Here is a 16791-nt window from a genome sequence, read left to right on the forward strand (position 1 = left end):
TTATACACTTCCTTTTAATTTATTTAAGAGCTGATTGGTTTTTAATTTGGTATTGAAGACTAAATCCGATAGTGGAGCACGAGTCTGATTCTCTTCATAATCACCAATTTCTAATTTTATAAATAGGTCTCGAGCATCTTCCATTGCAATCTGTGTCAACTTATTTTCTTTTCTCACTAATGGATGCTTAGAATCAATAAAATGTAAATCTTGTCCAATATATTGAGTTAAAGGTTTAAACTTTGCTATCACTGAAATTCCTTGCATTTTCTGAGCCTCGATGATTTTAGCACTTTCATCGATAGCGAACATAACAATAGTTCCTGAAGAAATTTTTCCTGGTCTCGTGCCAATTGCTACTTTTCCTTTTTCTCTAAGTTGTTTATATACTCTATTAAAATGTTTAATTTGAGATAGTCCAAGAATAAATTGCAATAAGTATGCTCCTAATGCTAGCATACTTAATAAAATTACATGATTCATTTCATCATTCCTTTACTAAAATAACGATTAAATTCTTCAACTGAATCCATTCTTATTATTCGTTCTTTTAATTGTGGATTTTGTCCAATTCCAAATATAAAATCATATAAATCTAATAAATCATTATCATCATTTTGAATATTGTTTGGAATAGCCACTAATAAAATCAATTCAACTGATTCATTATCTAAAATTACTGTATTTTCTAATACACCTATTTTTATTATTATTTTTTTACTAGTATAGTTTAATTCATGAGGGAAAATAATACCATTATTGTTAAGTACTGGAGCTTTTCGATTAAATAATCTTTCCTTAAAGTCATAGTCAATTAATTTTTCTTCCCTTAATTCTGAAACCATTTTTGTAATTACTTCCTCATATGTTGAGGATGAATATCTATTTAAAAAAACTAATGTCTTATCTCCTAAATTATTTCGATCAACTTTTAATTTTCCCCATTCCAAAGCAAGGTAGTCGTCTTTAAAAATATTAGTTAATCTAATAGTCGGAATTTCTTGAGGAATATTTTTTAACGGTATAGTTGTGATAATTGCGAAATATTTTGATAAGTCTTCATTTTCATAATTACTTTCAGAAAATTGTACAATTTTAATATTTTGACCTACTACTTTTTCAATTTGTCTACGGATCATACCAGCCGTTGCTTTACCTGTATTACAAATAATCGCAATTTCCTTTTTGACTTTTTCTTCGTCTTTAGTTTTACTATCCAATTCATAATAAAAAGTAAGAAAGTTAGCCTCTACATCGCTTATGTGTGAATTAAAATACGTTTTTAAAACTTTTAAAGTATCTTTTGCTAACCGATAAGAGAAAGGATATTTCTTTTCAATTTCTCCATGAAATATATCTTCTATTTGATAATTGAAAATTAATCGATTATTCAAAAATGCAAGGTGTTTAGACAAGTCATTAAAAAAATTATCTTCATCAATTTCAATCATAAAATAATTTTTTATTGTCCCCATTATTAATTGAAATGACTCTAGGAGATAATCATTCTCCATTAATTGACTAATAGAAATATTAATACTATTTCCGTTAATACATAAAGGAAATGTAATAAAATCTTTTTCATATTCATTCAAAGTAATTGTAAATTCCGTTTCAATATAAAGTATTATTTCGTTATACAACTGAGAATTCTTTATATAATTCACATATTTTGGAATAGGTTTAGTAAGATGTTGATTGTTTCTAATCCTACAAATCGTTAATTCTAAAACTTTTAAAAGAAAATGAGCATCTTGTTTTCGAAAAGAATATTTATTCTGTAATCCGAGAATCATATCAATATGTTCTTGATTAATATTCTTAAATTCAAAAAAATCAATACAATGATAAATTCCAAACAACCTTAAGTTTAGCTCTTCCCCTTCTAATTTTATTCCTTTATTTGGAACACTAATAATTTGTACTCCATAATCATTTGTTAACTTCTTTATTGTTTTTAAATCATTACTAAATGTCCCTCTACTTACGCCTAACTCTTCAGATAGGTCTAAGGTAATTATATATTTTTCTTCTTCTAATAATCGTTTAATGATATAGGCTTGACGTTTATCCGACGAATTAAAATCTGTTTGGAGTTTTATTGATCCACCCATAATTCTTTCAAATTCTGAATAATTGAGTATCTCAATTCTAAAATAATTGTTTTTCTCAGTAATATGAGCTATTTGGCTCATTTCACTGTTTAACTGATTAATTGAGTTTTTGATTGTCTGTTGAGAATTTTGTAAATAATTTTCTAAATCATTGATAGAGACTGTATCATTTAAGAGTAAATAATTTAATAATTTATACCAACGATCAATTATACTCAACATGAATCACCTACCCTCTTGTTTTTCCTCCTGCGATGTTTAATGTCACACCTGTAATATAACTTGATCTTTTAGATAACATGAAACAAACTGCATCTGCTACCTCTGATAATTTACCTGATCTTCCCATAGGAATTGTACTTGTGTTAGAATATCCTGCTCGAAGTTCATCAACAGTTTTATTTCTAGTATATGCTAGTGCTTCTTCATAACTTAATGTTCTTAAACCAGTTTCTTCCATAATTCCAGGAGCTAAACCTACCACTCTAACATTTGATTTTCCTAATTCTTTAGCCCATGAACGTGTAAAACTATATACAGCCGCTTTAGTTGCAGCATATCCTGATTGGCCCTCCGAACCTTCTAATCCAGATTCAGAACCCATATTAACAATAACTCCCTCTTTTTTTTCGGCGAGAATTCGTCCCACTGCTTGAGCGCATAGATACAGCCCTTTTTGATTAATCGATACCATTTTGTCAAAAATTTTATCATTCAATTCATATTGACTCTCTGGTTCTTTTGTATCAATAAGTAACGCTGGTATATTAATTCCTGCGTTATTTACTAAACCATCGATAGTTCCCCATTTCTCAACAACTATTTTTACTCCATTTTCAACAGCTTCTCTTGATGAAACATCAACATTGACAAACAATAAATTTTCATGCTTTAAATCGCCTTCGTTAATATCAAAATTTGCAACTTTAATGTTTTCTTTTAACAATCCTTCAACAATACTTTTTCCGATTCCTGAAGAACCTCCTGTAACAACAACAACCTTATCCTCTAATTCTAACCAACTTGTCATGAAATTTCTCCTTTCGTCTCTTATTAACTTTAGTATATTAATAAAGCGCTATATAATTAAGACAGACTTTTTTATCATTTCAAAAAATTAACTGTACGATTGGGAAATTTTCATAATAAGCACAGAAAAACTAAAATAGTCACCTTTGTATTTGTACTGCATCCATAAAGTTTTATTTCTGATTGGTGCTTGATTCTTGCGTAAAAATGTGGTGTCACGTTTTTTAGATATTTATTTCTTACACCTCAATCTGAAAGTGTTTCTCATTTTTTAATACTTACTCTTTTTCAGTTTTTAAATATATCAGTCACTAAATCCTTTTGAGCATCCTAAAGGTTTTGAAAGATGGATGATACCTTATTCATGTTAGATACAATTCTATTTAGCATTAGTGGATACATTTTTAATATGAAATTATTTTGTGTTCTTATAATAGGACCGTTCGTGTTCAGGTCTATATACTAGTACTGAAAATTTAAAATCATCCTAAAAGTCTGTTTTTGTATATTTTTAGGAATATCCTCAACCCCAAAAGACCGAAAATGACAAAAACATTTTTATGGTAAACTCTTTGAGTTAATACCATTATTGATAAACTTCCAAACTCATCTATTAATTGATCTATTACGATTATTAATCTAAATTAAAATTAATTTTAGTCATTAAATAAAACCCCCTTCATCCGTGTCCGAATTTAGAGGGCAGAATATATTTCTACTTATCTAAGTATTTTATTATTTTCCATACACCTGCTGTTGATTTTCCATGATCACTTCTAACATCTCTTCATCTCGCAAAGCTGATAAATCCTCAACTAACTGCGGTAATGTTGTTTTCAAGGCTGAAATTAAAGTTTGTAAGTCATTTTCTAACTTTATTGGATCACTTGGCCAATCAGTTTCCAGTAATAATCGCTCTCGTGGGACTTGGCTGACATAGGCCCGCCCTTTTTTAGTGGTTAGCATACGAGGATTAATCGATAAATAACACTCCATCTTAATCAAGCGGATTAACTCATCACTCGTACCACTGAACCAATGAATAATGGGGATGATGTTTTCTTGCATGACATGACACGCTTCAAAAATATCTAAAACCTCTTTCACCGATCGAACAGCATGAATCGATAAGATATATGGTTCTTGGCTATTTTGAGACTGACTTATAACTTGTTGGATGAGTTGCTTAAAAATACTTATTTGTAAGGCTTGAGGTACAACCCCTAATCGCTTGTCACTAAAGTCTAGCCCTATCTCGCCAATCAAATGTGTTTGTGATACCCATTTTTCAAACACTACTAACTCGCTTTCAGCCTGTTGTTGATTTTCAATCCACCAAGGATGAAACCCCAGTGAAACCTTATCAGGCTTAATGTCTTGCGTGATTAATCGTTCATACTCGGACGGTAGGACGGTTTGTGCCACTAGCTCCAACGATGCCTGTTCCATCTCCGTTAATAATTGTTGCCGCAAATGATCCTCTTTAATAAAATCAAAATGAAAATGCGTATCGATTAAATTGGTCATCCTCTCACCACCTTGAATTTGAAGTTAATTATTTCTCAATCGACATGCCGATGACCATGCCCAATAACATCCCTATAGACACACCTACGGCCAGATTGTCTTCACCTAATGATATTCCGATGGCCGTTCCTAAACCCATACCAATAGCCATCCCTTCGGCCATATAATTTGATGGTTCATTCGCTTCTTTCTTTGCTGTTTTTTGGGTCGAATTTCGGTCCACTTTAAACACCGCCATTTTGACGACCATCACAGCACTGATTGCCACTAAGATTAAAGGCAGTAAAACTTTAATCGTACTCATTTATCTTCACTCCCACCTTAAATAAAGTAAGTATCCATTTTAACTAACTTTCTTATTCTATGATTTTAGGAATGCCGTCATAGTCTTCCAGGCCGGCTAAGCGACGGATTACCTTACTTGCTAAAGTCATCCCCATAATGGGTGGCATATAACTGGTAGAACCTAAGGTATCAGCTTTTTTCACACTGCCATGACTTTCTATTTTGACCGCTTTTTCTTTTGAATAAAGCACTTCGACACCCTTAATGGCTAATTCTTTACATTCTAAACGAATCGTCTTTGACATCCGACAATAGCTGGTGTTTTCAATATAATCAAATAATAACTGAACTGGATCTAATTTATTCGCTGCTCCCATAGAAGACAATAGCGGTACTTGATGTTCAATACACCATTGAATAATCGCTACTTTTCCGTAAAAATGATCAATACAGTCAATGACATAATCGGGCCTAGGAAAACTTGCGAAATCCGGTTCAATATTTTGGGCACGGACAAATTTTTGCAATGGATATACTTGACAACCGGGATTTATATCGTGAATCATTTCAGTCATCACCGCGGTTTTGGGACGACCAATCGTCGAGGTAAAAGCAATTAGCTGACGATTAATATTGGTAATATCCACTACATCGCCGTCGATGACAATTAATTTTCCAATGCCTCCACGTGCTAATGCTTGGGCACAACTAGCCCCAACGCCTCCTAATCCGACAACCATCACCGTAGCATTTTGTAATTTTGTTAATCCTTCGTCCTTTAAAATTAAATTTAATCTTGCGAACCGTTCATTCTTCTCTTGCAAATTAACCATCCTTTATTTTTCAACTACCTTTAATCATAACCATCTAGCATTCGTCATGCAACAAAAATTTATCAGAAAATAAAGACGCTTATTTCAGTTAAGTGAGTGTTTGGCTAGCACATTTCAAATGCCAGCAAATTTGGCTATTACTCCAAGCAAAGTCTGGAATCGAACCAGTTGAGTGATCATTTCAAATGCCAGCAATTTTTGCTATTATTCCATTCAGAGTCTGGAATCGAACCAGTTGAGTGACCATTTCAAATGCTAGCAATTTTTGCTATTATTCCAACTTTCTAAACTCACCTACCATATATTTATGCACAACCTTGTGAAATGAGCTAGCCTTCATTGTGCATTCGTTTTATTTTGCTCAAAACTGTTTTCATAAAATGGGCGTGTCTCATTTTGAGACATTTTTTGCCTAATTATTAAGAAAAGTTTAAAAAACGCGCTCAAAAAATTTAAATTTTATGAAAATGAAAACAAATGTCAAAAAGTGCCGTTTTCATGTCTCAAAACGAGACACACTTAACGATGTTAACTAAAATGAAGAGTTCGATAATCATGGAAAAATCAGTTGAATTGGCAAATGTAATGCTTTCATCATAAAATGAGCTCTTCTATGAAAATAACTATTTGTGAATTGGTAATAATAGATTGTGAAAATAAAAAAGCAAGAGATCAAAATTCTGGGGAATTTCAATATCTTGCTTGAGACTGGGCATAAACTTAATAAATTTAGTTAAGATTATTGTTCGGTAATTAATAGCGCAGTGGTTGAGTGGTCTCAACTGTGCGGGGGTGGGCAGACGAAGCGAAAATTATTTAATTTTCTACTTCTTGCCCACTCCCTAATTTAGCGTTTAATATCTTCTGCTTCTTGGGAGGCAGCTGTTTCAAGATGGGTCATCACTTTCGCATCCGCTTCAAAATAATTCATCCGTTCTTTAATAGTCTCCCACCATAACTCACCGTCTGGAATTTGATATAAATTATAATCGGCTAATGGCACCACTTGATACATTTTTTCTGCTTCGATACCTAAATTAAACGTTGGCATGAATTTAGGATTTTCGACTTTCACCATACCTTCCGCATCTTTGGTAAAGGTCACTTCCGTAATGCCACCAATTTTATTATCCAGTTCACGTTGCCCGGTTAAAAAGCTGGCTTGAGAATAAATCGCAAAGGTTTGGTCACCATTGTACCAATCATAGGGTTGTACACAATGCGGATGCCCACCTAAAATTAAACTTACTCCCGCATCACTCAATGCTTGATAAATATAAAATTGTTCATCATTTGGTAACGTATCATATTCACCACCTAATTGTAATGAGACGACAATCGCATCGACTTGTGGTTTTAATTTTTCAATTTCTGCTAACATCACCGGTAAATCAATTAAATTAATCAAATATTCCTCACCAGCGGGTACCGGGACGCCATTGGTTCCATACGAATAAGCTAAGAAACCTAATTTGATCCCATTTTTCTCAATAATACGTGGGGTGTTATAGTCTTCCCAAGATTCATAACTGCCATAATATTCTAACCCAGTATTTTGGATATTATGAAGGGATGAATAGACACCTTGACTGGACCAATCCAAGCTATGGTTAGTCGCATTGGATAAGATGTCGATACCAATATTTTTTAGATTGCCCAAAATCGCATTCGGTGCATTGAAGCTAGGATAGCCTGATACAGGTAAATCGGGATAGGCTGCAATAATTTCCATATTGGCGACTGTGACATCTGCATACTCGGTATAGGGCTTGATGTAGTTCAACATGGGCATAAAATCAAAATCAGCTTCTGAATCAAAATCGGCTTCCGTAAAGCCTTCTTTCAACATCGCTGCCTTAGTATTTTGATATAAATCAGAATAGGTGTCCGCCATCCAAGAAACACGATCATGGATTAACATATCGCCTACTGAACGCAACACTAATTGATGTTCTTGCGCTTGATAAGGTTGTGGACTCTCTTTGGTTTCTAAACCTTCAAATAAGAAAGCAAGGGATTGATTTTTACTTAGATCTTGTTCTTGAGTTGTTTCGGAATGGCTGGTTGCTTCCGTAGTTGTCTCTTGATGTGATTCGGTCTGTTCACTCGCCACCTCTTCAGCAAAAATAGGTATCAACGGTGTTGTCGCAACATTGACTACTAATCCGAATAAGGTCACTTTGGTTAGATATTTTACAAGGTTGTTTTTCATTTAAGCACTCCTCTAAATAATCATGTCTCGTATATTAATATCATACCATGGATAACGCCTACTGCCATTAATTTTATAAAATTTTATCGCGATTATAAAAAGTTTAGGAAAGATTCTTTCACACCTCATATCAAGTTATTCTGCTGATGAAAAATACTTTTAATCGCATAAGAAACCGTCTAAGTTGGAAGTACAGTTCCAATGGTGCCAATTTTTAGTCTAAGTTGGAAGTATAGTTCCAATTTGAAAAAACTCAAGAAGATAAGTAATAATCATTCTTAACGTCTTGAAATAAAAAATTCGCTCTCCTTAGAGAACGAGTGTAAGTGCTAAGTTCATTCCAATATTTCCTTTACCCTATGTTGTAACTCTGGGATAACTTCCTCTTCAAACCAAGGATTACGCTTCATCCAACGGATGTTCAAGGGTGACGGATGAACAAGTGGCAAGTACTTTGGTAAATATTCTTGATAATGACGAACTGTTTCCGTTAAAGTTCGTTTTCGCTGATTGCCTAAATAATATCGCTGTGAATAGGCTCCAATTAGAATGATTAATTCAATATTAGGCATTAATTCAAGTAGTTTAGGATGCCATTTTTCAGCAAAGCCTTTACGTGGTGGCTTATCTCCCGATTTGCCTTTACCTGGAAAATAAAAATCCATCGGTACGATGCCAAACTTTCCAGATTCATAAAAAACTTCGCGACTAACCCCCAACCAATTACGTAATCGATCACCACTCGGGTCATTAAAAGTCTGTCTTGATTCCTGTGCGAGTCTACCGGGTGCTTGTCCTACTAATAATATTTTTGCGGTTGACGGGGCCACAAAGAGTGGTTCAATTCCTTCTTCTGTGTAGACTTGATTCATCTCATCTGCCATGATTTCTTGTACGACTTGTTTGATTGCATGATTATGTTGATACATCTTCCTCACCTCTTATTACGTCAATTGTATTACACTTGAGGGGATTAGTTAAATGATAACTATCACCATATTTTAAAGCCTTTGAGTTTAAACATGGCTTTTGAAGCGTAATGACGCAAACTCAATATGTAATAGGACCATTCATAAATCAATAAAAGTAACATTTATCTTCTTTCGAGTTCTCGTTGGTGATGTAAGTCATTTTACCTGATAAGAAATAAGTTATTGGTTACAAAAACATAATCATCTAGAGTTTTATTGCGGATATTTTCCCCCAAACAAAGACCAATATTATCAACATATAAGTTTCAAAAGCTTTTTGCTACTCTTTCCATCTTCACCCTTTAATTCTCATGTGCTTTTCACTTTAAATTCATAAGTTTTTAATATACAATACTATTTAGTTTATCTTAATGACATTTAATCATCATCGCCAATAGACTGTCAAAGATATTATTAGGAGGATTTTATGAATACACAAGTGAAACAATATATTTTAGAACATGAGGATGAATTGATTCAGAATCGTCGCTATTTACATCAGCATCCTGAATTATCCCTTGAAGAATTTAAAACGACGCAATTTATTGCACAAGAATTAGATAAATTGAAGGTTCCCTATCGTTTAATGGAACCTACTGGTGTTTTGGCTGAAATTAAAGGTTCAGAACCTGGTAAGACCGTTTTACTTCGTGCGGACATGGATGCTCTCTCGATTGAAGAACTTAACCAGCATCTTGATTATTGTTCAGTAGAAGCTGGAAAAATGCACGCTTGTGGTCATGATGCCCATACATCCATGTTATTGAGCGCCTTAAAAGCGTTATTGTCTGTGAAAGAACAAATTAAAGGCACTGTACGCTTTATTTTCCAACCAGCAGAAGAAGTAGCAGCAGGAGCTAAAAAAATGGTGGAACAAGGCGTCCTAGACGGTGTTGACAATGTCTTTGGGATTCATATTTGGTCCGTACATGAGACTGGTAAAGTAGTCTGTGATGCAGGTCCTGCTTTTGCAAGCGCGGATATTTTTAAAATTCATTTTAAAGGTAAGGGAGGTCATGCTGCTCAACCTCATCTTTCCCACGATGCGGTGGTAATGGCAGCTGAATATGTTAACAATGTACAATCCATTATCTCACGAGCAGTTGATCCCCTTTCACCCGCTGTGTTAACCATCGGAAAATTTGAAGCTGGCGACCGTTTTAATATTATCGCGGAAAATGCAGTCCTAGAAGGAACGGTCAGAACATTTAACAATGAAGCCCGTTCAGTGGTGGCGACCCAAATGCAAGCATACGCTGAACAAATAGCCGAAATGTATCATGGAAGCGTCGAATTTGAATATTTATATATGACCGAGGTAGTGGATAATCATTTACAAAGTGCACAATTAGTCCAATCGATTACCGAGCAAACATTTGGAAAAGAATTTATCCATCATGATGACCCGACAATGGGAGCGGAAGATTTCGGTTATTATATGAAAAATATTCCAGGAGCCTTCGCAACAGTTGGTTGTCGCAATGTCGACAAGGAAACTGATTTCCCTCACCATCATGCACGCTTTAATGTGGACGAAGAAGCGTTAAAATACGGTGCGGAATTGTATGCTCAATACGCTCTTAGTTACTTAAATCAAGACGAATTCTAAATTAGGAAAGGATGTTCATATGAACCAGACAGTTAAACAATTTATTCAAGACCATGAAGCTGACATGATTGAAATGCGACGCCATTTGCATAGAAACCCTGAATTATCTTTGGAAGAATTTGAGACGACACGTTATATTGCGAATCAATTAGATCAATTAGGTTTGGACTATCGCTTAATGGAACCAACCGGGGTGATGACTGAAATTAAAGGGACACAACCTGGTAAAACCGTCTTATTGCGTGCCGATATGGATGCACTTTCGATTCATGAGTTAAATGATCATCTCGATTACCAATCGCAAATTGAAGGCAAAATGCATGCTTGCGGACATGATGCCCATGTAGCGATGTTAATGATGGCACTAAAAGCCTTGTTATCAGTAAAAGACTCTATCAAAGGCACCGTACGTTTTATCTTCCAACCGGCTGAAGAAATCGGTAAAGGCGCAAAATTAATGATTGAACAAGATGTACTTGACGATGTCGATAATGCCTTTGGTATTCATATTTGGTCAATGGATCAAGCCGGATTAGTAAACTGTAATGTTGGCCCTACCTTTGCCGCCACTGATCGGTTTTATGTCCATTTCAAAGGTTCGGGTGGTCATGCCGCGCAACCACATTTAACAAAAGATGCGGTGGTGATGGTTTCTCAATATATTTCACAAGTACAAAATATCATTTCGCGCGCAATCGATCCAATGGAATCAGCCGTGTTAACGATTGGGAAAGTTGAAGCAGGTGACCGTTTTAATATTATTGCGGAAAATACTAAATTAGAGGGTACCGTTAGAACATTTGATGCTGCTACTCGTGATACAGTTGAAAATGAGATGCATCGTTTTGCAGAAAAAATCGCGACGATGTATGGTGGTACTGTTGAATTCATCTACGACCGCTTATTAGACCCGGTCGTCAACGAACGTCACAGTGCGGAGCTGGTGCATCGTATTACGAAAGAAAGTTTCGGCGAAGAATTTGTAGGCAACTTCCCTCCAAAAATGGTTGGTGAAGATTTTGGTGAATACAATAACCATATTCCAGGAGCCTTCGCAACGGTTGGGGCGCGTAGTGAAACGAATGGGGCAATCTATCCTCATCATCATGCTCGCTTTAATGTCGATGAGGAAAGCTTAAAAGTCGGCGCTGAACTCTATGCACAATATGCTTTAGAATATTTAAACCAAGCAGATTTTTAAACTTCTGCTCGCCAAAAATAGTGAGAAAAGAAAATTGCGGTTTAGAAACTGAAATTGTGGAAAGGACACTCGGTTTGTCCAAGAAAAACGGAAATTGACTGTTTTGCTGGCCAAAAATAATATGTAAAATGACAGTCCGTTTTGCCAAGGGAAACAGAGATAGTTTTACTTACTAAAATTAATGCGGAATTTTGAGCTTGTGCTCACGAGGGAAAGGACTCTGCGGGGCGCAAACCAAAGCAAAATGACCCTGAACTAACCAATACAGTTGACCCCCTAATATAAAATCATGCGCAAAACGACACCTGCAGGAAAATAAAACCACAGTTAGTCCAAATTCCCTAATACAAAATCATGCGCACGACGACACTTTAAACCAAATAAAAATAGGAGCGACCCACTGAAGCAAAACCACTTGGTATTCACTTCTAGGTCACTTCTATTATTTTTTACATAAATTGATAGGCGTACATAAATTCTTCGCGTGCTCTGCTACCATTTTTAGTAGGAATTTGAATCGTATCACTTGTCACTTGTTCAAAATCCAAATAATCATAAAATCGATAGTTACAATCAGAATCAGTGAATAAATAAAGGTTTTGGCAATCCTTATTTTTAAAATCTTTTATCGCTTCATAAATAAGGCTTTTACCTAAACCATGTCCTCTGGCTTTTGAAGAGACGGCGATATATTCAATACTAGCATCAAAATCTGTGTCTACTTCACCTAAGAATTGATTGTAGATTGACTTTTCCGCTTCAAACGTTTTGATTAAGCGATTGATTTCTTGTTCTTCGCCATGTTTTGATAATTCAATTAAATTTTCAATGGTATTGGTTTGGAATTTGCGAAAGTCCGGATCATCTTTAGTTATTTTACATAAAATCATCCCTAAAATTTGGCCATCCACTTCTGCCACACGGCCTGTAGAACTATTGTATAATGCTTTATTAAGTGAAATGGCAGCCGCAGCCTTCTCAAATTCTTCTTTTTCATAGAATCCTTCGAACCACGCTTCATGAACTAAGTTAATCATTTCAGGTATGTCGCGATCTTCAATTTTTCTAATGGTTAATTGCATTTTTTCCTCCTATAGTTTCCTCAATTTAAAACGATGTTACCACCCTAACAAAACTATATTGAGTTGTCAATTAAATTACTTTACATTAGAAACGATTGAGATTTTCAGTTTGTTTTGCTTATCTCTTTAATTTAGTTTTAGTAGTTAGGCGATAAAATCGAGTGACAATGCGACCAACTTTTACTTTACTTACTAACTTAAAGTTTAAACTTGTAACCATCAAACATGCTGTTCAATAGCTACTCACTCAAAACCAAACGGCATAGATTTCAGCATAAAGATAACCGGTGATATTTCGTTAAACTTCTTTACTAATATTTCAATAAATCCAACTGTCTCTAAATCACTGCAACCATCATTGCTCTCATTTCCTTCTTAGTTTCGTAAACGCCGAATAGCCAAGTATATAGAAACCGGCCCCTCAACACTCTACAATAGGTGTTGAAGGGCCAGTTTCAGTCTTTTTAATTATTTAATGGCCTGACAGGCTTCCTTGACCTTCGAAGACCAAGGCAAATAAGCCTCGAGTGCTTCAAAATTTTGCACCGGAAGTTCAGGAAGCTCCTCAAGTAAATATTGAAAATAAGACGGAGGATGGATACCATTAAGCTTCGCACTCTCATAGAGACTGAGGATCCCCCCAGCCGCTTGGGCTCCCTGAATGCTTTGGCTAAACAACCAGTTCTTGCGCCCAATTACCAGTGGCTTGATTTGTCTCTCCGCTCGATTATTGCTCATCTCTAGTCGACCATCTTCAAGAAATTGACGGAAGAAAGGCTCATGTTTGAGAGCATAGGAGATGGCCATTCCCAGCTTGGTTTGAGGTAAGGCATTCAAAGTCTTGACCCAATCAAAGAACTCGTCAACTTGTCTTTGAAGGCAAGTTTGGCGCCAAGTCAAGCGTTCCTCAGGCGTCAGCTCCTTCCAATTCTGTTCGAATTGGAAAAAGGAATCGCACCATTTAACCGCCTGATAAGCAGGATGATGCTTAGACACTTTAGCTGGCAGGGCTTCAAAGAATTTCCGCCTTAAATGCGCCCAACAGCCACTGACTTTAACTTTCTCCTTGCATAGGTTGACATAGGCACCATACATATCTGCATGAAGGCTGCCTTCAAAATCTGGACCCAATAGGTCAAGAATGACTTGGCGTCCTCTGCCTTCATCAAATTGATAAATAATCCCCTGTTCTGGGGTGTCCTTGCCACTCATGAGAAGCCAAAAATAATTCTTCGCTTTTTGGCTCTCTAATACCCGATAGCTGGTTTCATCTGCGTGGAGAACTTCTTGTTGACGGAGCTTGTTTAAAAGTAAGTCACAGAGGTTCTGGAAATAATATTGATAGGTGCGAATGTGCCAACCGCAAATCGTATCCCGACTTAGGGGCAGATTCATTTGTTTCCATTCCTGTTCTTGACGATAAGCGGGTAACTTCAAGCCATATTTTTGATGAATCGTTTGAGCGATCAATGATGCAGACCCCAAGCTATTGTTGAGGGGAGCTTTAGGAACGGGAGCCTTCACGATTTTGTCATTGGCCCCCTCTTTTTGAGTGCAACCCTCGCATTTATAAGAAGCTTGTTTATGAATGATTCGTTTCATATGAGCAGGAATGAAGACAAGCTCTTCACGAACAGCACTAGCCCCTATCTGTTTCATCGATTCCCCACAGTCTGGACACTGGCAGTTTGAAAGTTCGTGTAGCTTTTCTTCGGCAGGGAACTGGTCGAGAATCGCCCGCTTGATCCCTTTATTCTTCTTTGCTTTACGCTTATGAGCCTTCACTTCTTGGACGATCTCTTCTTCTAGTTCTAGGCTGTCTAGAGCTTCCTGCCAATCCTCGAACAGACTGGTTTGTCCAGGTTGAGGCGCTGTTTCTTTCTTGCGACCAAACTGTTGGTTCATCATCAAACGAAGCTGTTCTTTCAACCATTCAATTTCACGTTCTTGTGTTTCAATAATATCGATTAGTTGTTCAGGTGTCTGCGTCTCGATGGATTTGATGCCCATTCCCGGACCTCCCTTCTGTTCAAATTTCTTTGATTATAAACCATGTAAACGATTTAATCAAGTTTTTTTCACATTGTGTAAGATCCTTCCAATGATTGAACGGATGGTTCGATCAGAAAGCCATCCATAAGCTGAATGAGTTGGTGACGGTCAATTTCCTTCAGTGATTCCTCCTGTCTAGGCCAATGAATTCGGCCAGATTCATAGCGTTTATACAGTAACCAGAAACCTTGGCCATCCCAATAAAGAGCTTTAAAGCGGTCAAGCCTGGACCCGCAGAAGAGAAAGAGATTCTTTTCAAAGGGATTTAATTGATAATCATTTTGAACGAGAGCAGCCAGAGAATCAACTCCCTTGCGTAAGTCTGTCCGACCAGTCATAATGTAATAGCGTTTAGCAGCATCGAGATTAATAATCAATCAACCACCTCCATAAGTTTTAACTTAATCATACAGGAGGTGGTTGGGCTGTGATACGTACCTGGTTATTCGGCGCTTACTTAGTTTCGAAATGAATGCCACTTATTCAATTTCATACATAAAAAAACCAGCCCACACCTTTTTGGCATCGACTGGTTAATATAAGTGTTTTATCGGTTAGGCTGCTACTGATAGTTGACACACTGTCAGTAACAATCACATTCCTTTCTTTATCCTTAAACCGTAGTGGTGGCTACTTTAACGGTTCCTTCATCTTGAACACCGTCTGTATTTAATAACGCATCATAACGCTCTTTTTGTAAATAGGGAATGGATAACATGGTGACAAAACTGATTAAGTATAAGCTGGCTAAGAATAACATCACCATTGAGACCGATGAGCTATCTAAGATTTTCCCGATAATTACCGATGAGAAGCCTCCAACAGCACGGCCAACGTTTAAGATGACATTATTAGCGATTGAATGAATACGTCCTGCATACAAGCGACTGGTCATAGCGCCATATCCTGAGAACATCCCATTAACGAAAAATCCAACAATCATACCGCCGATAATCATCGTTAAAGCTGAATTCGCAAATTGGAATAAGTAGACTGAAGCAGCTGACATCAATAAGAAGATACTGTAGGCTAAACGCGGTCCTAAATGGTCTAAGATTTGACCAAAAACTAACATACCGATACACATGCCGACAATCGTCGCAATCATCCAAGTAGAAGAGTTTTTAACCGAAATGCCTAAAGACTCTTGCATAATGGTTGGTAACCAGTTCATCATCCCAAAGTAACCGGCAATTTGAACAGTGGTCATCACCATTAAAGCGATGGTTTGGTGAGCTAGGATTGGTGTCGCAAATAATTCTTTTATCTCTGGCTTTACATCTGTATTTTTTGCTACACGACGATTGGAAATAATAGCTTCATCCACAGCAAAATGCATATAAGCCACCAGAATTAATGGCAGTAATCCTAATAAGAATAATCCTTTCCAACCAAATATTGGAGCGACAAAACCAGCTAATAATGCTGAAAAGATTGAACCAACTTGACCGGCAATCCCGTTTAATGCGGATACGCGTCCCATTTTCTTCGGCTCGACAATACCAGCCATAATCGCAACCGCCACACCGTATTCTCCTCCGACTCCAATTCCTGCGATGAATCGCATTAAATATAGGTAGTAAATATTATTAGTAAAGAAAATTAATCCGGTCGCAATCGAAAAGATGATAATTGTCCATTTGAAGACTTTGTATTTATTATAGCGATCGGCTAAGACTCCAAAGACTAAGCCCCCTAATAACATCCCAAAATTCGTAATGGTCGCAATCCATCCCCCTTGAGTTTGAGAGATACCTAAAGTTGAGACAATACTGGACATTGAAAAGGCTAAAAACATCACGTTTAAATCATCTAATCCTGAGCCGACAATCGATGTAACTAAGGCTCTTTTATCATTTTTACTCATTTTTTCCAT

The 16791-nt window shown here is 36.3% G+C and carries 14 protein-coding genes; 2 read left to right on the forward strand and 12 right to left on the reverse strand.

Annotated features, from left to right (window positions below):
* From CYJ72_RS03210 to CYJ72_RS03245, 8 genes are all read right to left on the reverse strand, one after another.
* Positions 1-483 (reverse strand): transcriptional regulator GutM, encoded by a 483-nt coding sequence (locus tag CYJ72_RS03210; RefSeq protein WP_284630429.1) that lies wholly within the window; start codon positions 481-483, stop codon positions 1-3.
* Positions 480-2333: a BglG family transcription antiterminator gene (locus tag CYJ72_RS03215; protein WP_284630431.1), complete on the reverse strand. Its 1854-nt coding sequence runs from the start codon at positions 2331-2333 to the stop codon at positions 480-482. Before CYJ72_RS03215 ends, CYJ72_RS03210 begins: the two co-directional genes overlap by 4 nt.
* Positions 2334-2343: 10 nt before the next feature.
* Positions 2344-3144 (reverse strand): SDR family oxidoreductase, encoded by an 801-nt coding sequence (locus CYJ72_RS03220; RefSeq protein ID WP_071407705.1) that lies wholly within the window; start codon positions 3142-3144, stop codon positions 2344-2346.
* Between the two features lie 734 nt (positions 3145-3878).
* Positions 3879-4670 carry a TatD family hydrolase gene (locus CYJ72_RS03225; RefSeq protein ID WP_284630435.1) on the reverse strand — a complete coding sequence of 264 codons (792 nt, stop codon included), beginning with the start codon at positions 4668-4670 and terminating at the stop codon, positions 3879-3881.
* 28 nt (positions 4671-4698) lie between these two features.
* Complete coding sequence (locus CYJ72_RS03230; protein WP_284630437.1) at positions 4699-4974, reverse strand: glycine zipper domain-containing protein; 276 nt, start codon at positions 4972-4974, stop codon at positions 4699-4701.
* Positions 4975-5026: 52 nt separating this feature from the next.
* Complete coding sequence (locus tag CYJ72_RS03235) at positions 5027-5779, reverse strand: tRNA threonylcarbamoyladenosine dehydratase (RefSeq protein WP_431606501.1); 753 nt, start codon at positions 5777-5779, stop codon at positions 5027-5029.
* Between the two features lie 856 nt (positions 5780-6635).
* The gene (locus CYJ72_RS03240; RefSeq protein ID WP_284630441.1) at positions 6636-8000 is read right to left on the reverse strand and encodes a CapA family protein; all 1365 of its coding nucleotides are present in this window, start codon (positions 7998-8000) and stop codon (positions 6636-6638) included.
* Positions 8001-8335: 335 nt separating this feature from the next.
* Positions 8336-8929, reverse strand: coding sequence for a uracil-DNA glycosylase family protein (locus CYJ72_RS03245; protein ID WP_180764817.1), 594 nt, complete (start codon positions 8927-8929; stop codon positions 8336-8338).
* Positions 8930-9398: 469 nt separating this feature from the next.
* Here CYJ72_RS03245 and CYJ72_RS03250 point away from each other — a divergent pair, with 469 nt between their 5' ends.
* Both CYJ72_RS03250 and CYJ72_RS03255 read left to right on the forward strand, forming a co-directional pair.
* On the forward strand, positions 9399-10580 hold the full coding sequence (locus CYJ72_RS03250) for an amidohydrolase (protein WP_066126482.1): 1182 nt from the start codon (positions 9399-9401) through the stop codon (positions 10578-10580).
* 19 nt (positions 10581-10599) lie between these two features.
* A complete protein-coding gene (locus CYJ72_RS03255; protein WP_101814060.1) occupies positions 10600-11781 on the forward strand; it encodes a M20 metallopeptidase family protein in 1182 nt (393 codons plus the stop codon).
* 449 nt (positions 11782-12230) lie between these two features.
* Here the strand turns inward: CYJ72_RS03255 and CYJ72_RS03260 are convergent, their stop codons facing one another.
* From CYJ72_RS03260 to CYJ72_RS03275, 4 genes are all read right to left on the reverse strand, one after another.
* Positions 12231-12863, reverse strand: a complete 633-nt coding sequence (locus CYJ72_RS03260) for a GNAT family N-acetyltransferase (RefSeq protein WP_066126479.1) — start codon at positions 12861-12863, stop codon at positions 12231-12233.
* 468 nt (positions 12864-13331) lie between these two features.
* Positions 13332-14873: an IS66 family transposase gene (gene tnpC / locus CYJ72_RS03265; RefSeq protein ID WP_284630444.1), complete on the reverse strand. Its 1542-nt coding sequence runs from the start codon at positions 14871-14873 to the stop codon at positions 13332-13334.
* Positions 14874-14941: 68 nt separating this feature from the next.
* Positions 14942-15292: an IS66 family insertion sequence element accessory protein TnpB gene (tnpB, locus tag CYJ72_RS03270; protein WP_084801928.1), complete on the reverse strand. Its 351-nt coding sequence runs from the start codon at positions 15290-15292 to the stop codon at positions 14942-14944.
* Between the two features lie 236 nt (positions 15293-15528).
* Positions 15529-16791 (reverse strand): MFS transporter, encoded by a 1263-nt coding sequence (locus tag CYJ72_RS03275; protein ID WP_101814059.1) that lies wholly within the window; start codon positions 16789-16791, stop codon positions 15529-15531.

This window comes from Globicatella sanguinis, from assembly GCF_002847845.2.
Classification (GTDB): Bacteria; Bacillota; Bacilli; order Lactobacillales; family Aerococcaceae; genus Globicatella; species Globicatella sanguinis.